The organism is Brevibacterium sp. UBA7493 (assembly GCF_002479565.1).
Lineage (GTDB): Bacteria > Actinomycetota > Actinomycetes > Actinomycetales > Brevibacteriaceae > Brevibacterium > Brevibacterium luteolum.
The window spans coordinates 42706-67706 of record NZ_DLOD01000004.1 but is presented as its reverse complement, the minus strand read 5'-3'; the positions used below and the strand labels follow the sequence as shown (position 1 = coordinate 67706).

The 25001-nt window shown below is 68.7% G+C and carries 22 protein-coding genes and 1 riboswitch; of the genes, 11 read left to right on the top strand and 11 right to left on the bottom strand.

The genetic code is table 11. The annotated features are described in order from the left end of the window. Positions 1-7: 7 nt before the first annotated feature. On the bottom strand, positions 8-1297 hold the full coding sequence (gene serS, locus B4E96_RS04145) for a serine--tRNA ligase (RefSeq protein ID WP_286956503.1): 1290 nt from the start codon (positions 1295-1297) through the stop codon (positions 8-10). Positions 1298-1406: 109 nt separating this feature from the next. Between serS and B4E96_RS04140 the strand changes: the two genes are divergently transcribed. From B4E96_RS04140 to B4E96_RS04115, 6 genes are all read left to right on the top strand, one after another. Beyond that, positions 1407-2570 (top strand): diacylglycerol/lipid kinase family protein, encoded by a 1164-nt coding sequence (locus B4E96_RS04140; protein ID WP_286956502.1) that lies wholly within the window; start codon positions 1407-1409, stop codon positions 2568-2570. Between the two features lie 67 nt (positions 2571-2637). Continuing rightward, positions 2638-3465: a hypothetical protein gene (locus tag B4E96_RS04135; RefSeq protein WP_286956501.1), complete on the top strand. Its 828-nt coding sequence runs from the start codon at positions 2638-2640 to the stop codon at positions 3463-3465. A 106-nt stretch (positions 3466-3571) separates the two neighbouring features. Continuing rightward, the gene (locus B4E96_RS04130) at positions 3572-4981 is read left to right on the top strand and encodes a PT domain-containing protein (RefSeq protein WP_286956499.1); all 1410 of its coding nucleotides are present in this window, start codon (positions 3572-3574) and stop codon (positions 4979-4981) included. A 201-nt stretch (positions 4982-5182) separates the two neighbouring features. Next, a complete protein-coding gene (locus B4E96_RS04125; RefSeq protein WP_286956498.1) occupies positions 5183-6820 on the top strand; it encodes an SLC13 family permease in 1638 nt (545 codons plus the stop codon). A gap of 51 nt (positions 6821-6871) precedes the next feature. Beyond that, positions 6872-7651: a maleylpyruvate isomerase family mycothiol-dependent enzyme gene (locus B4E96_RS04120; RefSeq protein ID WP_286956497.1), complete on the top strand. Its 780-nt coding sequence runs from the start codon at positions 6872-6874 to the stop codon at positions 7649-7651. Between the two features lie 200 nt (positions 7652-7851). Beyond that, complete coding sequence (locus B4E96_RS04115) at positions 7852-8604, top strand: hypothetical protein (RefSeq protein WP_286956495.1); 753 nt, start codon at positions 7852-7854, stop codon at positions 8602-8604. A 219-nt stretch (positions 8605-8823) separates the two neighbouring features. Here the strand turns inward: B4E96_RS04115 and B4E96_RS04110 are convergent, their stop codons facing one another. The 6 genes from B4E96_RS04110 to B4E96_RS04085 form a co-directional block, all read right to left on the bottom strand. Next, positions 8824-9330, bottom strand: a complete 507-nt coding sequence (locus tag B4E96_RS04110) for a heat shock protein transcriptional repressor HspR (protein WP_286956494.1) — start codon at positions 9328-9330, stop codon at positions 8824-8826. Between the two features lie 15 nt (positions 9331-9345). Further along, positions 9346-10404 (bottom strand): DnaJ C-terminal domain-containing protein, encoded by a 1059-nt coding sequence (locus tag B4E96_RS04105; RefSeq protein ID WP_286956493.1) that lies wholly within the window; start codon positions 10402-10404, stop codon positions 9346-9348. Between the two features lie 228 nt (positions 10405-10632). Further along, positions 10633-11385, bottom strand: coding sequence for a nucleotide exchange factor GrpE (locus tag B4E96_RS04100; RefSeq protein WP_286956492.1), 753 nt, complete (start codon positions 11383-11385; stop codon positions 10633-10635). Further along, positions 11385-13247 (bottom strand): molecular chaperone DnaK, encoded by a 1863-nt coding sequence (dnaK, locus tag B4E96_RS04095; RefSeq protein ID WP_286956491.1) that lies wholly within the window; start codon positions 13245-13247, stop codon positions 11385-11387. Before dnaK ends, B4E96_RS04100 begins: the two co-directional genes overlap by 1 nt. A 176-nt stretch (positions 13248-13423) precedes the next feature. Further along, complete coding sequence (locus B4E96_RS04090) at positions 13424-13753, bottom strand: biopolymer transporter Tol (protein ID WP_165884422.1); 330 nt, start codon at positions 13751-13753, stop codon at positions 13424-13426. Positions 13754-13865: 112 nt separating this feature from the next. Further along, a complete protein-coding gene (locus tag B4E96_RS04085; RefSeq protein ID WP_286956490.1) occupies positions 13866-14570 on the bottom strand; it encodes a type II CAAX prenyl endopeptidase Rce1 family protein in 705 nt (234 codons plus the stop codon). Between the two features lie 21 nt (positions 14571-14591). On the opposite strand from B4E96_RS04085, the gene B4E96_RS04080 reads away from it, so the two are divergent. Beyond that, positions 14592-15566: an NAD(P)H-binding protein gene (locus B4E96_RS04080; RefSeq protein ID WP_286956489.1), complete on the top strand. Its 975-nt coding sequence runs from the start codon at positions 14592-14594 to the stop codon at positions 15564-15566. A 6-nt stretch (positions 15567-15572) separates the two neighbouring features. Here the strand turns inward: B4E96_RS04080 and B4E96_RS04075 are convergent, their stop codons facing one another. After that, positions 15573-16961, bottom strand: coding sequence for a PLP-dependent aminotransferase family protein (locus B4E96_RS04075; RefSeq protein WP_286956488.1), 1389 nt, complete (start codon positions 16959-16961; stop codon positions 15573-15575). 193 nt (positions 16962-17154) lie between these two features. Between B4E96_RS04075 and pdxS the strand changes: the two genes are divergently transcribed. Continuing rightward, on the top strand, positions 17155-18117 hold the full coding sequence (gene pdxS / locus B4E96_RS04070) for a pyridoxal 5'-phosphate synthase lyase subunit PdxS (protein WP_286956486.1): 963 nt from the start codon (positions 17155-17157) through the stop codon (positions 18115-18117). A 40-nt stretch (positions 18118-18157) separates the two neighbouring features. Here the strand turns inward: pdxS and B4E96_RS04065 are convergent, their stop codons facing one another. Further along, entirely contained in the window at positions 18158-19684 is a 1527-nt protein-coding gene (locus B4E96_RS04065; protein ID WP_286956485.1) for a PQQ-binding-like beta-propeller repeat protein, read from the bottom strand. Between the two features lie 162 nt (positions 19685-19846). Further along, positions 19847-19989, top strand: a riboswitch (FMN riboswitch). Positions 19990-20090: 101 nt separating this feature from the next. Here B4E96_RS04065 and ribD point away from each other — a divergent pair. Continuing rightward, positions 20091-22577 (top strand): bifunctional diaminohydroxyphosphoribosylaminopyrimidine deaminase/5-amino-6-(5-phosphoribosylamino)uracil reductase RibD, encoded by a 2487-nt coding sequence (ribD, locus tag B4E96_RS04060; protein ID WP_286956484.1) that lies wholly within the window; start codon positions 20091-20093, stop codon positions 22575-22577. A 75-nt stretch (positions 22578-22652) separates the two neighbouring features. Beyond that, on the top strand, positions 22653-23141 hold the full coding sequence (gene ribH / locus B4E96_RS04055; protein WP_170274813.1) for a 6,7-dimethyl-8-ribityllumazine synthase: 489 nt from the start codon (positions 22653-22655) through the stop codon (positions 23139-23141). 11 nt (positions 23142-23152) lie between these two features. Here the strand turns inward: ribH and B4E96_RS04050 are convergent, their stop codons facing one another. Then, positions 23153-24160 (bottom strand): hypothetical protein, encoded by a 1008-nt coding sequence (locus tag B4E96_RS04050; RefSeq protein WP_286956483.1) that lies wholly within the window; start codon positions 24158-24160, stop codon positions 23153-23155. 286 nt (positions 24161-24446) lie between these two features. Here B4E96_RS04050 and B4E96_RS04045 point away from each other — a divergent pair, with 286 nt between their 5' ends. Next, complete coding sequence (locus B4E96_RS04045; protein WP_259845987.1) at positions 24447-24746, top strand: amphi-Trp domain-containing protein; 300 nt, start codon at positions 24447-24449, stop codon at positions 24744-24746. Here the strand turns inward: B4E96_RS04045 and B4E96_RS04040 are convergent. Continuing rightward, a complete protein-coding gene (locus tag B4E96_RS04040; RefSeq protein ID WP_286956482.1) occupies positions 24733-24978 on the bottom strand; it encodes a hypothetical protein in 246 nt (81 codons plus the stop codon). The genes B4E96_RS04045 and B4E96_RS04040 overlap by 14 nt on opposite strands. Positions 24979-25001 lie beyond the last annotated feature (23 nt).

The following is a 25001-nucleotide window of genomic DNA, read 5'->3' as shown; positions in this document are numbered from 1 at the left end:
CTTCTCCTCAGTCTTCGTAGCGTGCGCCGTCCGGCCCGTAGCTCGACATGCCGCCGAGGTAGGGGCGCAGCGCCGTGGGGATGCGCACCGAGCCGTCGGCCTGCTGGTGGTTCTCCAGGATGGCGACGAGCCAGCGGGTGTTGGCCACGGTGCCGTTGAGCGTGGCGACCGGGCGGGTGCCCTTGTCGGTGCGTTCGCGGATCTTCAGGCGGCGGGCCTGGAACGTCGTGCAGTTCGACGTCGAGGTCAGCTCGCGGTACGTCTCCTGCGTCGGCACCCAGGCCTCGCAGTCGTACTTCTTGGCAGCCGAGTCGCCGAGGTCACCTGCGGCGATGTCGACGACCCGGTAGGGCAGCTCGCACTTGGCCAGCATCTCCTCCTGGATCGACAGCATCCGCTCGTGCTCTGCCAGCGCATCCTCCTGCTTGACGTAGGAGAACATCTCGACCTTCTGGAACTGGTGGACGCGCAGGATGCCGCGGGTGTCCTTGCCGTAGGAGCCGGCCTCACGGCGGTAGCACGGCGACCAGCCGCCGTAGCGCTTCGGCCCGGCGTCGAGGTCGAGGATCTCGTCCATGTGGTAGCCGGCCAGCGGCACCTCAGAGGTGCCCACGAGGAACAGGTCGTCGGCTTCGAGGCGGTAGACCTCATCGGCGTGCTCGCCGAGGAAGCCGGTGCCTCCCATCACCTCGGGCTTGACCAGAGTGGGGGTGATGACGGGACTGAAGCCGTGCTTCTCGGCAGTGTCGAGGCCCATCGTCAGCAGCGCCAGCTCGATCCGTGCGCCGAAGCCGGTGAGGTAGTAGAAGCGGGCACCGGAGACCTTCGCCCCGCGGGCGGTGTCGATCGCGCCGAGGCCTTCACCGATCGCGAGGTGATCCTGGGGTTCGAAGCCCTCGGCTGCGAAATCGCGCGGGGTGCCCTCACGGCGCAGCTCAACGGAGTCGTCCTCCCCGCCGGCGGGCACGCCGTCGATGACGAGGTTGGGCAGCTTGCGCACGAGCTTCTCGAAGGCGAAGCCGGCTTCGTCGGCATCGGCCTGCAGTGCCTTGACCTTCTCCGCTTTGCCTTTGGCCTCGGCGACGAGCCTGGCTTTGGCGTCCTTGTCCTTCTCCTTGGCGACCTGCTTGCTGAACGACTTCTGCTCAGCGCGGGCCTCCTCGAAGGACGTCAGCGCTGCGCGCCGGGCCTCGTCAGCGGCGAGGATCTCATCGACGAGTCCCGGATCCGCCTCACGGGCCTGCTGGGAGGCCTTGAACGCCTCGGGGGTTTCTCTGAGCTGCTGTAGATCGATCACACACCTAGCCTATCGCTGCGATGACAGGACGTCTCCCAGCACCCGTTCACCGGAATTTCGCCCGCTCAGGCTGAGTCAGCTGGACCGGTTCGCGGAGTAGATTGGTGTCATGGAATCTTCAACCGGAACGCTCTTCCTCCTCGCCCTTGCCGTCGTCATCCTGTGTCTCGGCCTGTTCATCGGCTACTGGCTCGGTTCCCGCTCACGTACCGCGAATCGCCGAGCAGCGCAGCAGTCTGGGTCGGGCAGGGATCAGCAGCTCAATGTTGAGGACCTCACGAGCGCGGACAGTCAATCAGGCCAGAGCGCCGATATTCCGCCGAAGCCGCGGGCGGCCATCATCATGAACCCGATCAAGGATGTGACCGGTGACTTCGCCGCGGTCGCCTCGGCGGTGTGCCGCCAGGAGGGCTGGCAGCCGCCGCTCGTCATCGAGACCACCGAGGACGACCCGGGCGAGGCGATGGCCCTCGAGGCGCTTGACGCCGGAGTCGACCTCGTCGTCGCCGCCGGCGGTGACGGCACCGTGCGCGCCACCGCCGAGGTGCTGGCCGGCACCGACACTCCGATGGGCATCATCCCGATGGGCACCGGCAATCTGCTGGCCCGCAACATCGGCCTGCCGCTCGACCGGCAGGAGTGGGCGATGCGCATCGCCCTGTGGGGCCAGGACAAGCCGATCGACATCGGTCACGCGCAGACCGCCCCCGATGGTGAGGACTACGCCTTCCTTGTCATGGCCGGGCTGGGCTTCGACGCCGCCGTCATGGCTGACACCGACTCCGACCTCAAGTCGAAGGTCGGCTGGCTGGCCTATTTCGAGGCCGGCGCCCGCAAGCTCATCGGCTCCCCGACCCGTGTGACGATCACCGTCGACGGCGTGCAGGCGCTGCGCACGAAGGTCCGCTCAGTTGTGGGCGGCAACTGCGGCAAGCTCCAGGGCGGCATCGTCCTCATGCCCGAGGCGGACATCGCCGACGGCATCCTCGACCTCCTCGTCGTAGCCCCGAAGAACGCCTTCCAATGGATCGGTGTGGCCGCCTCGGTGTTCTCCCGCCAGAAGCGCAAGGGCCTGCACACGCAGATTCTGCGCGGCGAGTCCGTCGTCATCGAATGCGAAGAGAAGATCGACATGCAGATCGACGGCGACCCGCTCGGCGAGACGGACTACCTGGCCATGCAGGTCGAACGCCATGGTCTCATCGTGCGCACCCCGACCCGGGAGCAGACCCGCCTCATCCGTCAGGAGGGGTGGCCGCTGCCCGTCGCCTGAGCCTCTTCCGCTCAGCAGAACCTGGGTATATCCTGAGTATCTGGTCGCCCGGCTTGAAAGGCACGCCATGAGACTCCCACGCACCTGCGCAGCAGTCCTCATCGCCGTGACCATGTCCGCTGGCGCCGCCCCAGCCCTCGCCCGGCCCGCCGATGGCTCCGTGCAGGCCACCGGCGAGCGCCTCGGCAGCAGGACCGATGAGGACCGGGGCACAGCTCCGGAGCAGACGGCACCCGACTCCTCGGCGACCACACCGGACAGCACGCACGAGCACTCCGCCGACGAATCAGGCGGTTCCACCCAGTCACCGGCGACGCCCGAGCCGGAGACACCGCAGCCTGCAGCCACCGGGGACACGACCGCAACGGAACCGGCGCCCACCACCGAGACCGCGACCGGCACCTCGGGCACGGAAGAGGCGACTGCAGAGAAGACCCTCACGATCGAACCAGGCGCGCTGAAGGCCTCGGATTTCGTGCGCGAGGACGCCGTCATCATCACCGCCACCGGATGCCAGCCCGAGGCCGATGCGACGATGACCGTCATCCCACAGGGCATGAACGTCGGCAACTACTCCGAAACCGCCACCGTCGACGCCGATGGAGCCGTCGCGTTCAGCGTCCACGGCCAGCACGACATCATGGCCCAGACCTATGCGGGCGACTACGCGGTCACGGTTGCCTGTGCCGGGAATGACCAGCGCACCGGCAGCTTCACCGTCACCGCCGATGCTGCACCGACCCCGAGCGCCGACCCGACGGGCACGTCCGGCGGGCAGGACAGCCGCGGGGCCCGCCTGCCGCGCACCGGCAGCGACCTGCTGGCCGCAGCCGCCGGGGCGATCCTGCTGACGGTCGGCACCGCCTCGATCATTGTCACCCGCCGCCGCGGCTGAGGCCGCGGGCCGAAGAGTTCTCGCCGGATTCACCTGATCGCCAGCGCCGGGATGCTTCGATCCGCTTGGCTGAGTATGTATCGATCCTGCTTCTGCGAGGTGTCCTGTGAAGACTCTGCTCTCTGCCCTGTCGCTGCGCGGCCTTGCCACCGGTGCAGCCGCCCTGCTCGCCGCCGGTGCCGGTGTTGCCGTGGCCGCACCCGCCCAAGCGGCCAGCGTTTCGGTCGACATGCCCTATCCGATCCCGGTCTCCGAGCTCGCCGACGGCATCCCCGTCACCGTCACCACTGAGCCCGGCGCGGAGGTCGACGTGCGCTCGGTCAACGCCATGTTCAACGGCGGTTACACCCTGCCGATCGAAGACGTCGACCGGTTCGACGGCGCAGCCGATGAGTCGGGTGAGTACTCGTTCACCCTCGCCGCTGATGACGCGTTCGTCTCCTCGTTCAAACCGGAGCGCAATGCCACGGTCGGCGAACTGCAGCCCGATGAGGCCGTCGTCGTGCAGGTGAGCAGCGCCAGCAAGGTCACCTCGAAGACGACAGTCGTGACCTACGATGCCGGGCACATCGCTGGGCCGGGGACGGCGACCGTCGCCGAGGCGCAGGCTGGCCTGGCATTCTCGGTCCAGGAGGGCCCGGCAGAGGGCTACAGCTACTCCCCTGCCGCGGCACTCGGTGATGAGCCGATCGCAGACGTCGCACCGGAGAGCGTAGGCCCGGCAGAGGAGTTCACCGTCACCGCGCCGGATTCGGTGGCTGTCGGCGATGAGATCACCGTCAGTGCAAAGACGGTCAAGGGCTCCAACCGGCTGCCGGACACGCTGCCGGTCACCCGGCACACCGTGCGCATCGTCGAGGAGCCGACCGAGGACCCCACCGGTGATCCCACGACGGACCCGACGGACGCACCAACCACGGAGCCGACGGACGACCCGACGGCGGAGCCGACGGACGCACCAACCACGGAGCCGACGGACGACCCGACGGCGGAGCCGACCGATGACCCGTCCACTCCGGCCGAACGAGAGCTGAGCGTCGATCCCGAGCGGGTCGCGGCTGCTGACTTCATCAAGGAGGGCGCAGTCACCATCGTCGCCACCGGATGCGAACCCGGTACGGATGCTGAGCTGACCGTGACGCCGGAGAACGAGAACATCGGCACCCACGTCGACACCGCGACAGCCGATGCCGATGGCACGGTCGCCTTCACCGTCTTCGGCGACAATCCCGAGGCCGCTGAGTCCTACATCGGTGCCTACGACGTCACCGTCTCCTGCCCCGGCGGAGATGACCTCCGCGGCGCCTTCACCGTCACCGCTGGCGGCGGCTCGGATGATGACGGCTCAGGCGGCGACGACCAGAGCAAGGATGACAACGGCAAGAACGGCGACGACAAGCGCGATGATCGCAGCCGCCTGCCGCGCACGGGATCCGAGTTCACCGCCGCCGGCGCCGGTCTGGCACTGCTGGCGATCGGCACGGCCGGCATCATGCTGACCCGCCGCCGCAGCTGAGCCCGTCATCACAACGCATCACCCCCGGCGGCGCAGGCCACCGGGGGTGATGTGTTCCACGCCAGGTGACCGGGCGCGACCCTCGCGCCTGAGGATCACATGCCGATACTCTGGAGGCAGAACCTGCGGTGACACCCATCGGGAGGCAGAGCCTGCGGTGACGCCCATCCCCCGACGTGCAGCTGAGGAGCAGCATTTCCCATGAATGATCGCCCCACTTCTGACCAGACCGCAGAGCGCCGCTCAGCCCTGCGCTCCCGAGCGGAGAAGCGCTCGAAGCAGCAGGCCGAAGCGCGTGCAGATCAGCGCGCCGTCGCCGAGCACGATGGCGGCTCGAGCACTGCGAGCTCCAAGCATCACGACGGATTCTTCGCCCACCTCGGCCTCAAGCCGATCTGGTTCGCCGCCGCCTGGATCGCCCTCATCGTGGTCCTGCTGCTGCCTGGCGATCCCGAGCTCGGCGTGGCCGGTCAGCGGGCGCTGGCGATCCTCGCCTTCGCCGTCATCCTGTGGGTCTCCGAGGCCGTGACCTATCCGGTCTCCTCCGTCATCATCATCGGCCTGACCGCGATCCTGCTCGGCTTCGCCCCTGCGTTAGAGGAAGGCGCCGGCCCCGAGCCGATGGGCTCGACTGAGGCGCTGAAACTCGGCCTGGCCGGCTTCGCCTCCCCGGCCGTCGCGCTGGTGGCAGCCGCGCTCGCGCTCGCTGCGGCGATGCAGGCGACCGGCCTGCACAAACGACTGGCGCTGTGGGTGCTGCGGTTCTCCGGCGAGAAGACCAGCAGCATCCTCATCGGTGCGATCGTCATCTCGATCGTGCTCGCGTTCTTCGTCCCGTCTGCCACCGCTCGCGCCGGAGCCGTGGTGCCGATTCTCCTCGGTATGGTCGCCGCGTTCGGCCTAGCCAACAACTCGAAGCTCGGCGCACTCCTCGTCATCGCCGCCGCGCAGGCGGTCTCGATCTGGAACGTCGGGATCAAGACGGCTGCCGCGCAGAACTTCGTGGCCACCGGTTTCATCTCCTCGGAGATGGGCGTCGACGTCGCCTGGGGTTCGTGGTTCCTGTGGGCAGCCCCATGGTCGGTGCTCATGTCCATCACCCTGTACTTCGTCATGCGCTGGGCGATCAAGCCCGAGGCCGACAAGATCGACGGCGGCCGCGAGATGATTCGCCAGAACCTCTCCGAGCTCGGCCCGATCACCGCGCGCGAGATCCGCCTCATCATCATCGCCGTGCTGCTGCTCATCCTGTGGTCGACTGAGGAGGTGCTGCACCCGTTCGACTCCTCGACGGTGACGATCGTCGCGATCGCGGTGATGCTCACCCCGAAGATCGGCGTGTTCTCGTGGAAGGCTGTCGAGAAGCTCATCAACTGGGGCACACTCGTCGTCTTCGCCGTCGGCATCTCACTCGGCTCCCTGCTGCTCAAGACCGGTGCTGCCGCGTGGCTGTCGTCGAAGACCTTCGGGGCGGTCGGCCTGTCGGAGATGCCGATGCTGGCGATCATCGCCGTTGTGTCGGTGTTCACCATCCTCATCCACCTCGGCTTCGCCTCGGCGACTTCGCTGGCCTCGGCGCTCATCCCGGTCTACATCGCTCTGGCGATGAGCCTGCCGGGTGCAGCCCAGGGCGGGTTCGGCTTCGTCATCATTCAGCAGTTCGTCATCAGCTTCGGCTTCCTGCTGCCGATCTCGGCACCGCAGAACATGCTCGCCTACGGCACCGGTGCGTTCACCGCCAAGCAGTTCCTCAAGACCGGCATCCCGCTCACCATCGCCGGCTACCTGTTCGTGCTGCTTCTCTCGGCGACGTACTGGAAGTGGCTGGGACTCGTCTGAGGCTCAACGTTCGGGCAGGCGCGGGCCGAAGTGTGACGTTAAGCTGAGGACATGGCAATCGATGCAGACCAGCTTCAACGCGACCTCGACCTGCGACTCCTCGGCGAGCAGTTCTTCCTCCAGGCACTCGACCAGCTCTCCCGCGCCGATCTCGACCAGCCCTCATTGCTGCCCGGTTGGACCCGCAAGCACGTCGCGGCACACGTCATCCACAACGCAGAGGCGTTCATGCGGCTGCTCGAATGGGCCCGAACCGGTGAGGAGAACCGGATGTACCCCTCGCGGCAGGCCCGCGATGAGGAGATCGACTCGACTGTCGCCCACATCTCCAACGGCGATGTCATGACGATGGCCCATGAGGTCGTCGACGAGCTCAGCGACGAGTTCGACGACATGGACGATGAGGCCTGGAACGCAACGGTCGTCAACGGACGGGGCGAGGACATCCAGGCCGCGCAGATCCCGTGGTCGCGGGCGCGGGAGGCCTGGATGCATTCCCTGGACCTCAACATCGGGATGACGACCCTCGACTTCCCGGCTGCGATGGTCAACGCACTGCTCGATGAGATCACCGGCATGTGGATCGCCCGCGACGAACCAGTCAACTTCAAGCTCGACATCACCGACCGCGACGAATCCCCACGCATGGTCGTCGCCGGGCCGGAAGACAGGCGTCCAGCTGAGCCGATCGAGGTGACCGGCGAGGCAGCCGAGATCGTGTCCTATCTCACCGGGCGCGGCTGGCCGAACTCCGGGCTCGAGGACAACGACAAGGGCGCCTCGGGAACGGCGACTCCGCAGGACCTCCCCGAACCGCCGCCCTGGATCTAGCACCGACAACGACGAGGAAGAGGACGAGCGTCATGAGCTACCCACCCCAGCCGCCCCCGCCGAACGGCCCGCCAGCAGGCGGGCCGCCTCCGGGAGGTCAAGAGCCGCCGGGTGTCCAGCAGCCTCCAGGTTCCCAGCCTTCAGCCGGTCCGCCGCAGCCCGGTGGGCAGCATCCCGGCGGCTCGCACGCGAGCAGCAGCATGCACCCGAGCGACAGTCCAGCTGGCCAGCAGAGCCCGGGCGGAGCCGGGTACGGAGCGCCGTCGGCACCGCAGTACGGCAGCCAGGCACCTCAACCGGGCCAGCAGCCGCCCCAGTATCCCGGTTACCAGGGGAAGCAGGGTGATCAGGGCCAGCAGCCGCCTCAAAATCCCGGCCAGGAGCCGCAGTACGGCGGCCAAGATCCTTATGCCACCGGGGCGGGTGCCCCGAAGCCGAAGTCGAAGATGCCGCTGATCGGCAAGATCCTGACATTCGTCGGCGCTGGAATCCTCGCACTCACCATCATCGGCGGCATCATCATGACGATCGCCGGCGTTTCGTCCCTGTCAGGGTTCTCCGACGAGGCGATCCGCGTCAACGGCACCACGAACCAGTTCTTCGAGGCGGAATCTGAGTGGCAGGTCTATGTGCCAGAGGGCTCCGGATTCACCAGCTGCACGATCACAGGGCCCACCCCGGTGGGCAAGGGAACGAATCAGACGTCGTCCTACTCCTTCGACGGCAGGACCTATGAGTCGATCGACGGGTTCTCGGTCCGGGAAGCAGGCACCTACTCGATCACATGCAACCAACCCGATGTCATCATCGCCCCACCCCTGTCGGTCGGCGGGATCTTCTCCACCGTCGGCGGCATCCTCATCGCCGTGTTCGGCGGCCTGCTCGGCGTGGGCTTGACGATTCTCGGCATCATCCTGTGGATCGTCGGCCGGAAGCGAGCACAGCGGGCATGACCGAAGCACCGGTTCGACACGGGCCGACTGTCGTGCTGCTCAAGTGGTTCGCGTTGGCACCGCTGTTTCACGACACCCTCATCTGAGGCGATCAAGTCCGGGCGGTACGACCTGGGCAGCGGGGCCGCACCACCGGGACAGCGCAAGCGGCGCCCAGCTGCTGAGCTGGGCGCCGCTTCGCATGGTCAGGTGCGAAAGATCGCCTCGCAGGCTGCCGCGTCACCGGCGGCGGTAGAGGAGGATGTCGCGGGAGGCGCGATCGGCCCCGCTCCCGCCCGGCCGGGCGCTGGCTGCCGAGGGCAGAGCCCCGGCGATGCGCACCCGCGGGCGCCTGCCGTGCATGACGGAGACGATGTCGCCGCTCTGCCCGGCGGCGAAGACCCGAGATTCGGCCTGCACGCGCTGCCGCAGCCCATCGATCTGCTGGCGCAGCTCGTGGACGACTGCATGCGCCTGGGTCGCGGCGTCGCGAGCCTCGTCGAGGTCGCGGCGCAGGGCGAGGATCTCCTTGATGCCAGCGAGGTTGATGCCGTCTTCCTTGCTCAGCTTCTGGATCAGCCGCAGCCGCTCGATGTCGCGCGGTGAGTAGCGCCGTCCGGTACCGGCGGTGCGCTTGGGCACCACCAGCCCCATCCGGTCGTACTGCCGCAGCGTCTGCGGGTGCATGCCCGCCAGCTCAGCGGCAACGGAGATGACGTAGACGGCGGCTGTCGCTCCGATGTTCATCGACGCTCACCCCGCTCATCTCTCCCGGGCCCGGTCGAGCAGCCCGGCTCGCGGATTTTCACCGCTGGTGGCCTCACGGAAGGCCTCGACCGCTTCCTTGGCCTTGGGCGTCAGGTTCTTCGGAACGGCGATCTCGACGGTCACCAGCAGGTCACCGGTGAGCTTCTTCGTCTCGATGCCCTTGCCGCGCACCCGCAGGGTGCGGCCCGACGGTGTGCCGGCCGGGATCTTCACCCGCACCGGCATCCCACCGAGTGTCGGGACCTCGACCTCGGCGCCGAGGGCAGCCTCGTCGAAGGTCACCGGCAGCGTCATCCGCAGGTTCGCGCCGTCGCGGGTGAACACCGGGTGGGGTTCGACCTGCACGGTGAGGATGACGTCACCGGGTTCGCCGCCGTTGGGGCTGGCCTTGCCCTTGCCGCGCAGGCGGATCTTCTGCCCGTCTTTGACACCGGCCGGGGTGCGCACGGTCAGCGGCTTGCCCCCGGGCATCGACAGTTTGACTGTTGCGCCCTTGGCGGCTTCGGTGAAGGACAGCTTCGTGCTGGCCTTGATGTCCCCGCCCTTGAGCGGGCCGGTGGAGAACCCACCGCCGTAGGGGCTGTCATAGGGGCTGCCGCCGTAGGAGCCGCCGAATCCGCCGAACAGATCAGCGAACTCCGGCGGGATGTCCCCGCCAGCCGAGCCAGCCGGCCCGCCGCCGGGGCTGCGGGTCGTGTAGCGGGTGCGGGTGCCGCCGCCTCCGGTGTTGAACAGGCCGGAGAAGATGTCCTCGAACCCGCCGGCACCGCCGGGTCCGCCGGCGTCGGCGGAGAACCGGGCACCGCCGCGGCCCATCGCCCGCACCTGGTCGTACTGCTCGCGGGTCTCCTTGTCCGACAGCACCTGGTTGGCCTGCCCGATCTGCTTGAACTTCTCCTCTGCGGCCTTGTCACCGGGGTTGGTGTCCGGATGGTACTTCCGGGCCAGCTTCCGGTAGGCCTTCTTGATCTCCGACTCCGAGGCGTCCTTGGAGACGCCGAGGATCTGGTAGTAGTCCGTGTCGAACCATTCGTTCTGAGGTCCGGAATTCACCTGGCACCTCCTTTCCGGCTCGCGCCGTCATCGTCTGTCGTGTATGTCTGGATGTCTGTTCCCGTCTGCTGTGCGGCAGCCGCGGCTGCCGGTCTGTCGTTCCTCACGCACCGCATGCGCAGGCCGTCTGCCTGCCCATCCGGTCCGTGCCCGAGGCGGTGGCCGCCTCGGGAACGGAATCCGCAGCTCACGCCGCGGTCGGCTCATGCCGGGTGCCGGCTGTGCAGATCAGTCTGCCGGAGCCTGCACGCCGACGCGGGCGGCGCGCAGCACCCGCTCGCCGAGCATGTAACCCGGCTGCATGACGAGGAAGACCGTGGGTGTTTCGACCTCGTCGCTGGGCTGCTGCATGAGCGCTTCGTGGATGTTGGCGTCGAACTCCTCACCGACCTCGCCGTACTGGGTGACGCCGAGCTTGGCCAGCGTGTCGAAGAGCTTCGTCACATGCGTGTCGAAGGGGCCCTCGACGTCGCCGTTCTCACGCGCCAGGCGGACCTCGTCGAGCACCGGGAAGAGCGCCTCGACGACGCTGGCGACCCCGGCCTCCTTCGCACGGTCCTGTTCGCGCTGGGAGCGCATCCGGTAGGCGGCGTATTCGGCGTTGATCCGCTTGAGGTGATCGAGCAGCTCGGCCTCCGTGTCGTTGGCCGGGCTGACGTTCTCAGGATCGAGCGCGCCATCGTCTGCCTCCGCGCCCGAGGCGGCAGGCGCCTCGGGCTGCGCGGTTCCCACAGCCTGCTCGGCTGCCTGGGCTGCCGGGTCGGTCTCGGCGGCTGGTTCGCCGCCGGTGGCGACCTCCGGGCCGTCGCTGTCGAGGCGGCCCTCGGCTGCTGCGGCCTGCGCCTGCTCCTGAGCCTCGCTCGGCTCAGCGGCTCCGGTGTCCCCGGAGCCGGCCTGGGGCTCGCGCACCTGGCCGGTCTCCGGATCCACCCGACGCTTGTCGGTGAACGAGAAGCCCTGTTCAGGATTCTCGGCGGACATCACTTCTTCTCCTCGTCTTCGTCGACCACTTCGGCGTCGACGACGTCGTCCTCAGTCGCATCGGAACCGGCATCTGCGGTTCCCTCGGCTCCGGCAGCACCCTCAGCGCCGCCCTGCTGGTACAGCGCCTCGCCGATCTTCGTCTGAGACTGGCTGAGCTTCTCGACAGCGGTCTTGACCGCGTCGTCGTCTTCGCCCTTGAGCGCTTCCTTCACCGCGTCGACGTCGCCCTGCACCTCGGTCTTGACGTCCTCGGGCAGCTTGTCGTCGTTGTCGGTGATGAGCTTCTCAGTCTGGTAGGCGAGGTTCTCAGCCATATTGCGGGTGTCAGCGGCCTCACGGCGCTTCTTGTCCTCATCGGCGTGCTCTTCGGCCTCGCGGACCATCCGGTCGATGTCCTCCTGCGGGATCGCCGAGCCGCCGGTGATCGTCATCGACTGCTCCTGGCCGGTGCCCTTGTCCTTGGCGGACACGTGCACGATGCCGTTGGCGTCGATGTCGAAGGACACCTCGATCTGCGGCATGCCGCGCGGCGCCGGGGCGATGCCGGTGAGCTCGAAGGTGCCCAGCGGCTTGTTGTCCCGGGTGAACTCGCGCTCGCCCTGGAAGACCTGGATCGACACGGAGGGCTGGTTGTCCTCGGCGGTGGTGAAGGTCTCGGACTTCTTCGTCGGGATCGGGGTGTTGCGCTCGATGAGCTTCGTCATCACACCGCCCTTGGTCTCCAGTCCGAGGGACAGCGGGGTGACGTCGATGAGCAGCACGTCCTTGCGCTCACCCTTGAGGACACCGGCCTGCACGGCGGCGCCGATCGCGACGACCTCATCGGGGTTGACGCCCTTGTTGGGCTCCTTGCCGCCGGTGAGCTCCTTGACGACCTCGGCCACGGCCGGCATGCGGGTCGAACCGCCGACGAGCACGACGTGGTCGATCTCGTCGACCGAGATGCCGGCATCGGCGATGACGGCCTTGAACGGGGCCTTCGTGCGCTCGAGGAGGTCCTTGGTGAGGTCCTCGAACTTCGCGCGGGTGAGGGTCTCATCCAGGTGGACGGGCCCGTTGTCGCTCATCGACAGGTACTGCAGAGAGATGTTCGTGCTGGTCGCCGAGGACAGTTCCTTCTTCGCCTGCTCCGCGGCCTCCTTGAGGCGCTGGACAGCGGCGGCGTCCTTGGTCAGGTCGACGCCGTAGCCGTTCTTGACCTGGCTGACGAGCCAGTCGACGATCTTCTGATCCCAGTCGTCGCCGCCGAGCTCGTTGTCACCGGAGGTCGCACGGACCTGGATGGTCGAGAAGTCATCATCATCCTTGCCGACTTCGAGCAGGGACACGTCGAAAGTGCCGCCGCCGAGGTCGAAGACGAGGATGAGCTCGTCCTCCTTGCCGCGCTCGAGGCCGTAGGCCAGTGCGGCGGCAGTGGGCTCGTTGATGATGCGCAGGACGTTGAGGCCTGCGATCTTGCCGGCGTCCTTGGTGGCCTGGCGCTGCGAGTCGTTGAAGTAGGCCGGGACGGTGATGACGGCGTCGGTGACCTCTTCCTGCAGGTACTCCTCAGCATCGTGCTTGAGCTTCTGCAGGATGCGGGCAGAGATCTCCGGTGCAGTGAGTGTCTTGCCGTCGAGTTCGGTGGTCCAGTCGCTGCCCATGTGGCGCTTGACCGAGGCGACGGTGTTCTTGACGTTGAGCACAGCCTGGCGCTTGGCGATCTCACCGACGAGGGAGTCGCCGTTCTTGCTCACCGCCACGACCGAGGGGGTGGTGCGGCCGCCTTCTGCGTTGGCGATGACCTTGGGGTCGCCGCCTTCAAGCACGGCCACAACCGAGTTGGTGGTGCCGAGGTCGATTCCTACTGCACGAGCCATAGTGTTTCTCCTTCTCTTCTGAGTCAGGCCCAACCCGGCTGGCGCCGGCATTGAGCGCATCTGACTCAAGTCTGGTCACGCTGAATCTGACTGTCAAACCCAGCATCATGAAAGTTGCGTACACCAGACTCAACTTTGCGGGAAGGGAGATTATTCCGCAGGCAGGCAGAATTCTTTCAGCGACCCCCGTCGCGCTCCGCGCCATCCCGGCGTGTCAGTCGTTGCAGCCGGTCGCGTGCGCGGGCGAGCCGCTCATCCTCGGTCAGCTCCCACCACGGGGTGCCGCGCTCACCGAGGCCCTCTTTGGCCCAGGTGACGCGCTTCCGCAGCGCTGCAGTCTGCTCGTCGTTCAGCTGGCGAGAGCGGGAGAGCTGCGAGCGGGCAGTGCCGAGGGCACTCAGCAGCGGGGCGGTCAGCGCCTCGGGCAGCACAGGATCCTGGGCTCGCCAGCGCCTGCCCCTGACGATGATCCAGCGGCCGTCTGCGGTCCGCTCCGGCGTGCTCATATGCGGCTCCACGCGCTGGCGCTGTCCGCCTCGGCGCGACCCGCCTCGGCGCGCCCCGCCTCGGCGCCGGGACGCCGCGGCGCGGCCGGTGGTGGGGCGATCCAGGCGGCCATCAGAGGCCTCCCGGCACGGGGGCTGCGAGCGGGAAGATCCCGACCATGGCGATCGACCACAGGCCATGGACGATGAGCGGAGCGAACCAGCGGCCAGTCGATTCGCGGGCCCAGGCTGCGGCGAGTCCGACGACGGGGGCGGCGGCGATGAGGCCGGGGTTGAGCGTTGCGCAGGTGACGAGCGTGTAGATGACGGTCGGGGCGATCCAGCGGGCGTGGCCGCGGAACAGGTCGGCCAGGCCGAGGCGGAAGAACACCTCTTCCGACAGCCCCGTGACGACAGCTGCCGCCAGCGTCAGCCCGGCCGCCGAGCTCCCGGCAGTCACGAGGGCGGCGGTGATCCATGGCGCGGTCACCGGGATGAGGCTGAGGATCCAGCCACCAAGGAGCGACACACCCGCCAGCACCGCACCGATAGCCAGCGCCCGCCACCCGGCCGAGGCGGCAGTACGGTGCGCCGGCGGGCCGGGCGCCGGATCAGCAGGGCGGTGGCGTGTGGCATGCGCTCGCGTGAGCAGCAGGAGGGCGATCCCACCGAGTGTCCACACCGCGGCGAGGGCAAGGCTCCACAGCGGCAGTGCCGCGGTGCCGGCAGCTGTGCCGAGGCCGAAGGCCTTGCGCAGGATGAGCCCGCCGAGGACAATGGTGGCGGTCGCAGGCGCCCAGACAGCAGCACGTGAGGTGAGCACCAGCTGCGACGTCATGGCACCAGTCTAGGAGATGACATGCGAGTTCTGCTCATCGGCGCCACCGGATACGTCGCCTCGCGTACGATCCCCGTCCTGCTCGGTGCCGGGCACACCGTCATTGCCGCTGCCCGCTCACCGGAAAAGCTCAGGGCGTTCTGGTGGGCAGACCGCGTCACCGCCGCCCGACTCGACGTCACCGATGACGCATCCGTATCAACGGTGGTGGCTCACAGCGATGCCGATGCCATCGTCTACCTCGTCCACGGGATGGGCGGGTCTGACTTCCGCACAGTTGACCGGCAGTCAGCTCAGCGCGTGTGCCGGGCAGCCGATGCTGCAGGCATCAAGCGGATCGTCTACCTTTCGGGGATCATCCCGGCTGTCGGCGAGGAGCGCCTGTCCGAGCATCTGCTCTCGCGGCTCGAGGTCGAACAGGAGCTCTCCCGGGCCAGCGCCACGGTCATCACGCTGCGTGCGGCGATGATCATCGGGGCGGGCTCGACGAGCCTGGCACTCGTCCGGCAGCTGGCGACGCGGCTGCCGGTCACGGTGGTGCCGTCGTGGATGCGCCACCTCGTCGAGCCGATCGCCGTCACCGATGTGGCCGCCGCGATCGAGGCGGCGCTGCGGGTCGATCTGCCGACCGGGCAGTTCTCGATCGGCGGCGGGACGGTGATGTCGTACCCCGAGCTCATCGATCTGCTCACTGAGCTCAGCGGGCTCGTCCGCCCGCAGCTGCCCGGCGGACCGCTGCCGGAGCCGCTCGTCGCAAAGGCTGCGGCGGTGCTGACGGATCTGCCGGGATCGACAGTCGAGGCGCTCATCGAATCGCTTCAGGAGGACATGGTCTCCTCCGGTGACAGCTGGCGCAGCGAGCTGTTCGCAGGGGCGCCTGCCCATCAGCCGCTGACACCGCGGGCCGCCCTGGCGCGGGCGCTGGCGCAGCCGGATCTCAGCCTGCCGGCCGCCGAACGGGATCCGCTTGCGGTGATGCCCGGCGACCGCTGCTGAGTGTCATCAGCGTTGGCTGAGCTCGGTGCGCAGAGCCGCCAGGACAGCAGTGAGCTCCGGGCTGGTGAGCGAGCTCAGCGCGATCTCGATGCCGGTCTGCTGCCCGCCGGTCCATTTGCCGGCCAGGTCGTCGACGAGGATGCCGCGCTCAGCGAGTGCGCGCCGCAAACGCCGCGCATCCCCGGCCGGCCGTTCGAGGATCGCCCGCCCGCGCACCTGGGTCAGCGGCAGGCCTGCGGCATCGACCGCCTCGGCGGCGGCTGCCAGCCGCTTGCGCATCCGCAGCATCCGCCTGCGCAGCCCGCCGGAGTCCAGGTAGTCGGCGAGCACCGCCTGGATGAGCGGTGAGGCGGCGGGACCGAGCATCCGGCGGTGGGCGGCGATCGCAGCGCTGAGCGGGCCGGTGGCGATGATGTAGCCGATGCCCAGGCGCGTGCCGAGCAGAGTGGCGAAGGATCCGAGGTGCAGCACCCGGCCGCTGCTGTCGAGGTCGGCGAGAGTCGGCGGCAGGCTGCCGGCGTAGCGGGCTTCGGTGTCGTAGTCGTCTTCGATCAGGTGGCCGCCGCACGATTCGGCCCAGCGCAGCAGCTGCACGCGCCGGGTCGCGCTCATCGAATCTCCATGCGGATGCAGGTGGTTGGGCGTCAGCAGCAGGGCGCGCAGCGGTGCCGGGATTGCAGCGGGGTCGATGCCGTCGGTGTTGACGGGCACATCGACGGTGGGGGTGTTCGCCAGTGCCCGGCGCAGACCGGGAAAGCCCGGGCTCTCGACTCCGAGCGCTGCGGGAGCGAGGACGTTGAGGACGGTGCGCAGCCCGTCGCGGGCGCCGGCGGTCAGCACGATGTCGGCGGGTTCGACCTGCATGCCGCGCACCAGCCGCAGGTGCCCGGCGATCGCCTGGCGCACCGTCTGGGTGCCGCAGCCGTCATCGCTGACGTCGCGGGTGTCGAGTCCGCGGCGCCAGGCAGCCCGGAAGTCGGGCTCATCGCGCGGGTCGGGGCGCACGCTCACACCCCGGGCATCGATGCGCACCTCCGCCGCGATGTCAGTGGAGTGGTGGGAGGGCATCGCTCGGCCCGTCACGGCCCGTGACCCCGAGCGGCGCGCGGCCGAAGCGAGACCAGTCCGCGCCGTCTGCAGTGCCGGGTTGACGCGTGTGCCCGAACGGGCGGCTGTCACGAGCTGCCCCTCGGCGATGAGATGCTCATACGCCGTCTGCACGGTGCCGCGGGCGACACCGAGCTGCGCGGCGAGCACCCGGCTGGAGGGCAGACTGTCGCCCGGGCGCAGACGGCCGGTGACGATCTCGGCCCGGATGCCGGCGACGATCTGCAGCGGCAGACCGATGCGCGAGCTGCGGTCGAGCCGCACCGTGAGATCCGCGTCGTGCGCCATGAGCACCCCTCCCCCACCTGGTCTCTGGTCTCGCGGCCATCCGGAACCGCGCAACTGGACTACAGAATACCCCTGGATCTGGACTATATCTGCAGTCCAATGCCCGCTAGGCTCACGAATACCCCGTCGGGCGCCTGGACGTCCGGCTCACCACCAGCGGGTGTCCGGCACCCGCCACAACCCAGGAGACTGCATGACTGCCACACTGACCGCCACCACCGCCAACGCCGCTGCGGACACGCACACTGCCGGGACTGCCGACGGCGCCGCGCAGCAGCGCGCCACCGGCGCCCAGCTGAGCTCTGAGCTCGCACGCTCACTGGCCGGCGGCGTCATCATGGACGTCGTCACCCCTGATCAGGCCCGCATCGCCGAAGATGCCGGAGCAGTGGCGGTCATGGCGCTCGAGCGGGTGCCCGCCGATATCCGCGCCCAGGGCGGCGTCGCCCGGATGAGCGACCCGGACCTCATCGCCGGGATCCTCGATGCCGTGTCGATTCCGGTCATGGCCAAGGCGCGCATCGGCCACTTCGTCGAAGCGCAGATCCTGCAGTCTCTCGGCGTGCACTACGTCGACGAATCCGAGGTCCTCTCCCCTGCCGACTACGTCAACCACATCGACAAGCGTGCCTTCGAGGTGCCGTTCGTGTGCGGGGCCACCAACCTCGGAGAGGCGCTGCGCCGCATCAGCGAAGGTGCCGACATGATCCGTTCGAAGGGTGAGGCCGGCACCGGCGATGTCTCCGAGGCGACCCGCCACATCCGCACGATCAGCGGTGAGATCCGCCGCCTGGCTGCGCTGAACGAAGATGAGCTCTATGTTGCGGCCAAGGAGCTGCAGGCGCCGTTCGACCTCGTGCGCACGGTCGCCCGCGACGGCCGCCTGCCGGTCGTCACCTTCGTCGCCGGGGGCGTGTCCACGCCTGCCGATGCGGCGATGATGATGCAGCTCGGTGCTGAGGGCGTGTTCGTCGGCTCAGGCATCTTCAAGTCCGGCAACCCGGAGGCACGGGCCAAAGCCGTCGTCAAGGCCACGGCGAACTACGACAATCCCGAGGTGCTCGCCGAGGTCTCCCGCGGACTCGGTGAGGCGATGGTTGGCCTCAACGTCAGCGACCTGCCGGCCCCACACCGCCTGGCCGAACGCGGCTGGTAAGACGCAGCGCAGCTTTACCGGCGCCGCACAGCGGCGTCGTTCAGCCGCCGGTGACGGTCCACAGCGTGGTGGACTCACCGGCGGCTGCTGCGAACCAGCGGCCGGTGGCGCTCGGCTCGGCATACTGGCCGACGGCGTGGGCCTCGGGGTGCTCCTTGCCGTCAGGGGTGAAGAAATGCACCGCGTCGTTGAGCAGCACCGGGATGAGACCGAGCTGCGGAAATGCGCCGTTGCCGCCGAATCCGTAGCTGCCCTCGACCGGATCGAGCGGGTCGAGGTCTTCGCCTGCCTCCCAGAGCGTCGATCCGTCAGTGGCGCTGACGGCCCGGACACCGGCGTCGAGACCGGGCATGATGACCAGTGGCGCGTCGGTGCCGTCGACGGGTGTGTGGAGGCGACCGTACTGCTCGTCGAACAGCCCGAATTCGAAAGCGTCCTCGGAGATGTCGGTGTGCCAGGCCTTGCCGTCGAGCAGTGAGCCGAGCACCAGGATCCGGGAGGCGAACAGCTGGGTGCTCGCGCACACGAAGGTGCCTGCGGCGGTGGAGACGGGCCGGGCGGCACAGTAGGCGACCGGCTCCTCACTGAAGTCGATGCCCGCGGCGAGGCTAGGATCGTCGGCAGCGCTGAGCGGGGTGAGCACCCCAGAGCTCTCCGGCAGGTCCATCGGCAGCCTCAGCAGTGCGGTGCGGGTGACGGACCCGGAGTACGGTGCGTCAGGATCGGCGGTGCCGAAGGCGTAGACAAGCGTTCCGGGTGCCTTCTGCGGGTAGATCCCGAAGCCGAGGTCCTGCTCCCCGTACTCACTGAGATCGACTGTGGCATGCTGACCCGATGCCAGGTCGAGGCGGGTGAGGAAGCTGCCGTCGCCATCGCGCCACGGTAGGTAGGCGCGCGTGCGGTCCGGGGTGATCTGCAGGTTCGCCCCGCCCATGGGCTGCGCATCGGCGGTCGCCTGCACGGCCGGCCAGGCAGGCTGGCCGGAGGCAGGATCGAGGCCGAGGACCATGGCCTTCTGCTCATCACCGGTGCAGCTGCCGCGATCGGCATCGATCATCCCGTATTCGAGCAGGATGATCCCATCCTCGCCCAGGGCGCTCGTCCCGGTGGAGGAGGACGAGTAGTAGTCACGCGGTTCGGTGCAGCCGAGATCGGCATCGGCAGGCGTATAGGTCCAGGCTTCGCTGCCATCGCCCCAGTCGAGTGCGCGCAGATGGCCGGTCCCGTCGTCGACGATGACGATCTCACCGTGGGAGTAGGCGGCCACGCTGTCGGGCCGGTCCATATCGACCTGCGCCTGGTGGCTCCACAGTTCAGCGCCATCAGCGCCGACGGCGACGAGCCTGCCGCCCATCGCGTCGGCGACCAGCGCCCGGTCGGTGTCGTTGTCGGCGAGCAGGCTAGCGTAGAAGTCGAGGGTAATCGCCTCGCTCAGCTGCCGCGGTTCCGGTGTGCTGGGCGCAGGTGAGCTGCCGGGTGCATCATCTGCCGCTGTGCATCCGGCGGCCAGTGTGAGAGCGGCGCCTGCGGCGATGAGGGCGAGCGCGGGGCGGGAGAACGGGTGCATGACTGTTCCTCCGCAAGCAGGGACACCGTGATGATCTCCCTGGTGAGCATCCTGTCTTCACTATGCCAGACGGGCCGGACAACGGTGCTGGCAAAGCACGGGAGGCGCCCACCGCCTCGGGTGCGGTGACCGGTGTGTCTGTGACGCGTGCTACGGTGTGGGCAGATGTTCCGGGGACGGTGAGATTCCGTACCGGCGGTGACAGTCCGCGACCCGAACGCCGAGGCCCAGACGGGCGGAGGGGTTCGGCTGACTCGGTGCGATTCCGAGACCGACAGTGAAAGTCTGGATGGGAGGAACACACGGTCCAGGGCACCCGTGTCTGCCTGGACCGGCAGCGGCGCACCCGTGTCTGCGCGGACGCCTGCCGCCTGTCTCCCGTCTCCCCGGTAGGAGGAGAGGGAAAATGCACCGCTCATCTGCACCCGCCGCGCCTGCCGCCGGGATCACTGCCCGTGAACGCCGGGCCATGTCCGCTGCTCTCACCGCCGCCCGCCGCGGCCAGCGCGGGGCCACCCCTCTCGTCGGTGCGGCCGTCATCGGCGCCGACGGGACGATCGTCACCGGCTACCACGCAGGTGCTGGGCACCCGCACGCCGAACCGGCAGCCCTGGCAGCCGCCGTCGCAGCCGGCATCGACCTCGGCACCGCCACGCTCGTCGTCACGCTCGAACCGTGCGCCCATGTCGGCCGGACCCCGTCGTGTGCGCATACGATCGTCAGGGCCGGGATCCCGCGCATCGTCTACGCGGCAGCCGACCCGAATCCGGTCGCCACCGGTGGCGCCGAGGTGCTGCGGGCGGCCGGACGCGAGGTGGTCGCCGGGCTGGCAGCCGATGAGGCGGCGGTGCTCAATCACCGGTGGGTGGCCGCGCAGCGTGAGGCCCGGCCATTCGTGACGGCGAAGCTCGCCCAGAGCCTCGACGGGCGGATCGCCGCTGCCGACGGCACCAGCCAGTGGATCACCTCCGATGAGACCCGGTCCCGCGTGCACGCGCTGCGCGCCCGGGTCGACGCCGTCATCGTCGGCACCGGCACCGCCCGGGCCGACAATCCGCGGCTCACCGCCCGCATCGACGGCCGCGCTGCGGCCCGGCAGCCGGTGCCGGTCGTCATCGGCACCCGCGATCTCGACGCCTCCAGCCACCTCGCCGCCGACCCGCGCACCATCCACCTGCGCACCCACGACCTGCTGCACGCGCTGCGGCAGCTGCGGGCGCGCGGGATCGAGCACGTGCTCGTTGAGGGCGGGGCGCACCTGCTCAGCGGCTTCCTGACCGCCGGGCTCGTCGACGAGCTGTTCCTCCACCTCGGCCCGCAGCTGCTCGGCACCGGCGGGCTCGCCGCCACCGCCGGCCTTGAGGTGCCGACACTCGCAGCCGCCCCGCGCTTCATCCCCGACGACCTTGCCGCCCCTGCCGCTGCCGCGAGCGGGACCGACACCATCCTGCACCTGAGACCGGCACCCGCCGCCCCGGCCCCGGCACCGCCAGCCCCATCCACCACCGACCACAGGAGTCACCACATGTTCACCGGCATCATCGAAGCCACCGGCACCGTCCTGTCCGTCACCTCCGTTCCCGGCACCGACACCGCCCGCATCAGCATCAGGGCCGGCAGCCTCATCGACGACCTGCCAGCCGGCGGGTCCCTGGCCGTCAACGGCGTCTGCCTCACCGCCACCCGCACCTCCGCCGAAGCCGCGCCGGCACATGAGAACCCGGCCAGCACCTCGGGCCCGGGGATCTTCACCGCCGACATCATGGGCGAGACGCTGGCGCGCACGAGCCTGGGTGCGCTGAGGGCGGGCGCGCAGGTGAACCTCGAACGCTGCATGCCGGCCAGCGGGCGCTTCGACGGGCACATCGTCCAAGGTCACGTCGACGGGGTCGGGCGGATCAGCGTCTTCGAGGACTGCGGGGCGTGGACGCGGATGCGCATCGAGCTGCCAGCCGCGCTCGCCCCGCTGTGCGTGGAGAAGGGTTCGATCGCACTCGACGGGACCTCGCTGACGATCACCGCCGTCTCCTCGGCAGGTGCCGGGCAGCCGTGGTGCGAAGTCGGGCTCATCCCGGCGACCCTGGCCGCGACGACGTTCAGGCAGGCGAGCGTCGGGGACCTCGTCAACATCGAAACCGATGTGCTGGCCAAGTACGCCCAGAGCCTCGCCGGACGCCACGTGCGACGTGCCGATCCCGTGCAGGCGCCGCCGTCGCCGTGGCAGGACAAGCCGTGGGAGACCACCGCAGCCGACGCGTCCCCGGCACACGGGCTCGACTCGATCGAGGAGGCGATCAGCCGACTGCGCCGCGGTGTCCCGACGATCGTCGTCGACGATGCCGACCGCGAGAACGAAGGCGACCTCATCGTGCCGGCCGAGCTGCTGAGCCCGGAGTGGATGGGCTTCATCGTCCGCCACACCTCCGGCGTGGTGTGCGCGCCGATGACCGCTGAGATCGCAGCCCACCTCGATCTGCCGGCCATGACCGCGGTGAACGAGGACCCGAAGGGCACGAACTACACCGTCAGCTGCGATGCCCGCGGCCTGGACACCGGCATCAGCGCCGGTGAGCGCACGACAACCCTGCGCATGCTGGCCGACCCGCAGGCGGGCCCGGAGCAGCTAACCCGGCCGGGGCATGTGTTCCCGCTCATCGCCGCCGCCGGCGGGGTCCGCGAGCGCGCCGGGCACACCGAGGCCGGAGTCGAACTCGCCCGGCTGGCCGGCTGCCGGCCGGTCGCAGCGATCGCCGAGGTCGTCGACGACACCGGCGAGGTCATGCGCCTCGACGCTCTGCTGGCCTTCGGGACCCGGTTCGGGCTGCCGGTCATCTCGATCGCCGACCTGCGCACATGGCTCGACACGCACACCCCAGCCGCCCACCAGAACTGAACCGGACACCGCACCAGAACTGAACCGGGCACTGCACCGGACACCGCACCGAACACTGAGAGAAGGGATCACATCATGGCATCGAGCGGAGCACCGACGATGAAGCCGCAGGCCGCACCGGGCACCCGCGTGGCGATCGTCGCCTCCTCCTGGCACACCGAGGTGATGGACGGGCTCCTCGCCGGCGCCCAGCGCGCCCTCGCCGAGGCCGCAGCTGAGACGACTGGGATGGAGGTCAGCGTCTTCCGGGCGCCGGGCAGCTTCGAGCTGCCGCTGCTGGCCCGTGCGGCGGCGGAACGCTTCGACGCCGTCGTCGCACTCGGCGTCGTCATCCGCGGCGGCACCCCGCACTTCGACTACGTCTGCCGGGCCGCCACCGACGGGCTGGCCAAGGTGGCGGCCGAGACCGGCACACCGGTCGGGTTCGGGCTGCTGACCTGCGATGACGACGAGCAGGCTCGCAACCGGGCCGGGCTGCCGGGCTCACGGGAGGACAAGGGACACGAAGCGGCGAGCGCAGCCCTTGCCGCACTCGCCGCTCTGACAGAGATCAGGACCGCCTGAGCGGCCGGGGGTCAGTACCGCATCAGTGCTGCGACGTTCTCGACCCGGCCGTCGGAGATGATGACGATCGTGCCGGAGTTCTGCAGCGTCGACAGGATCGCGGAATCGACATCCCCGCTGCCTTCTGAGGCAGAGAGCGACGGGTTGATGAACAGCGTGTCGACCCGCCCCTCGGCAGCTGCTTCGCGGATGACATCGGTCTGGGTGACGCCGCGGCCGGTGCCCTGCGCATCAGCGAAGCGGGCGTAGGCTGCGTCGTCGCGTTCAGCGAAGGCCGGCATGACGACCTCCCACGCATCGGCGTGCAGCTGACCGGGCGTACGGTCGTCGGGGTTGCCGGTGACCATCTCGTCGAGCAGCGCCGGGTAGGTGCACACGGGTTTGAACAGCGGCATCGCCTCAGCGACAGCTGCGAGGATCAGCGGCTGGCTGCGGGCTTTGCCGAGCAGCGTTCCGACTCCTTCGCCGACAGCCTTGACGAACTTCTCGACGAAGATCCTGTCGACCTCACCGCCGGCGCCGTGGCCGTGGAACATGGCGCGGTCGCCGCCGATCGACCGGCTCTGCAGCTGCCGCTGGCGTTCATCGGGGTCGACGACGTCGTCCATGCTTTGCGGCACGGTCTCACCGAGGTCGAGTTCGACGATCGAGTCCTTCGTCGCGTCGAACAGGCGCACCTTGTTCCGTGACAGAGCCAGGATGTAGAAGGCATGGGACTGTGCGAGCGCCGGGGCGATCGGGCGGACCGTCATCGAGTCGCCGACGCTGACGTGCTCGCTCAGCGGCACACCGAGGCGGTAAGTCAGCGTCATGCCCGTGGCTGCGTAGAGAGCCAGCCCGTCGGCCTGATGGCGCCAGAACGGGCCGTCGTTGACGAGGTCGTTGAGCGGGCCGAGGATCTCCTTGGCTTCCTTCGCCTCGACGCCGGTCTCAGCGAGCTTGCGGCCCGCCTCATCGAGCAGCGACTTGAGCCGGGTGGAGGATTCGCGGGATTGGTGATCCGCTCGCGATGTCGGCATCAGAATGGTCACCTTGGGCCCTGAGGCCTCAGCCATCCTCTTGAGATCAGTTGGGTCAACGTAGTCAAATGAACCGAGAGTATGAGTGACGTCCATACACAGAGCTTAGCGACGCAGGTCACACTTGTGAACTGGTGCCAGCAGGCGAGACCTTTTGTTTCTGCTCCGCATGCGTTCATATCCCGCAGATGCGGACTCGGATACGATGGATATCCAGCCGGTTGCGCGCCTTTTCGCCGTTGTCACGGCATCTGCGCCGGCACCCTGTTACTGAAGGGATGTCACTGTGAAGACCGTTCACCTCAAGACCAAAGAGATCCGCAGCCGCGACGAGCTCGCCGACCTGCTCCAGCAGCTTGCCGACCAGATCGCCGAGGGCACGCTCGTGTTCCGTCAGGGTGCTGAGGAGACCCGGCTGGAGATGCCGAGTTCGGTGCGCCTGTCCGTCGAGGTTGTCGACGAGGAGAAGCCGGCGACTGAGCAGAAGCCGAGCAAGGGCACCAAGCGCGAGGTGGAGGTCGAGATCTCCTGGCGGGTCGGCGAGGACGGCCCGATCGCAGCAGACGAGCCGCTCACTCTCGGCTGAGCCCTGTGTCCTTCGCGCGGCCGAGTCCGCGCTGCTGCCGGTGGCGTGCCCGCACCTGGAAGAACCGCACAACCGCATAGACCGAACCGATGATCGGGGCGAACAGCGCGGCCATGACAGTGAGCGGGTAGCGGGCGGTGTCACCGGGTTCGCGCCGGGTGCCAGCCGCGCAGGCGATGCCGATCAGCCAGATGATGAGCACCGTGCCTTCGGTGAGATTCAGACCCAACATCGCCGCTTCCTTCCGTCACGAGC

Bases quoted from the DNA above. Each gene is read 5' to 3' on its own strand.
- ribD (WP_286956484.1), top strand. From the start codon at position 20,091: ATGCACCGCTCATCTGCACCCGCCGCGCCTGCCGCCGGGATCACTGCC.
- B4E96_RS04090 (WP_165884422.1), bottom strand. From the start codon at position 13,753: ATGAGCACGCCGGAGCGGACCGCAGACGGCCGCTGGATCATCGTCAGG.
- B4E96_RS04050 (WP_286956483.1), bottom strand. From the start codon at position 24,160: ATGCCGACATCGCGAGCGGATCACCAATCCCGCGAATCCTCCACCCGG.
- B4E96_RS04110 (WP_286956494.1), bottom strand. From the start codon at position 9,330: ATGAACATCGGAGCGACAGCCGCCGTCTACGTCATCTCCGTTGCCGCT.
- ribH (WP_170274813.1), top strand. From the start codon at position 22,653: ATGGCATCGAGCGGAGCACCGACGATGAAGCCGCAGGCCGCACCGGGC.
- B4E96_RS04140 (WP_286956502.1), top strand. From the start codon at position 1,407: ATGGAATCTTCAACCGGAACGCTCTTCCTCCTCGCCCTTGCCGTCGTC.
- pdxS (WP_286956486.1), top strand. From the start codon at position 17,155: ATGACTGCCACACTGACCGCCACCACCGCCAACGCCGCTGCGGACACG.
- B4E96_RS04040 (WP_286956482.1), bottom strand. From the start codon at position 24,978: ATGTTGGGTCTGAATCTCACCGAAGGCACGGTGCTCATCATCTGGCTG.
- B4E96_RS04100 (WP_286956492.1), bottom strand. From the start codon at position 11,385: ATGTCCGCCGAGAATCCTGAACAGGGCTTCTCGTTCACCGACAAGCGT.
- dnaK (WP_286956491.1), bottom strand. From the start codon at position 13,247: ATGGCTCGTGCAGTAGGAATCGACCTCGGCACCACCAACTCGGTTGTG.
- B4E96_RS04075 (WP_286956488.1), bottom strand. From the start codon at position 16,961: ATGGCGCACGACGCGGATCTCACGGTGCGGCTCGACCGCAGCTCGCGC.
- B4E96_RS04125 (WP_286956498.1), top strand. From the start codon at position 5,183: ATGAATGATCGCCCCACTTCTGACCAGACCGCAGAGCGCCGCTCAGCC.
- B4E96_RS04085 (WP_286956490.1), bottom strand. From the start codon at position 14,570: ATGACGTCGCAGCTGGTGCTCACCTCACGTGCTGCTGTCTGGGCGCCT.
- B4E96_RS04065 (WP_286956485.1), bottom strand. From the start codon at position 19,684: ATGCACCCGTTCTCCCGCCCCGCGCTCGCCCTCATCGCCGCAGGCGCC.
- B4E96_RS04115 (WP_286956495.1), top strand. From the start codon at position 7,852: ATGCACCCGAGCGACAGTCCAGCTGGCCAGCAGAGCCCGGGCGGAGCC.
- B4E96_RS04120 (WP_286956497.1), top strand. From the start codon at position 6,872: ATGGCAATCGATGCAGACCAGCTTCAACGCGACCTCGACCTGCGACTC.
- B4E96_RS04080 (WP_286956489.1), top strand. From the start codon at position 14,592: ATGCGAGTTCTGCTCATCGGCGCCACCGGATACGTCGCCTCGCGTACG.
- B4E96_RS04135 (WP_286956501.1), top strand. From the start codon at position 2,638: ATGAGACTCCCACGCACCTGCGCAGCAGTCCTCATCGCCGTGACCATG.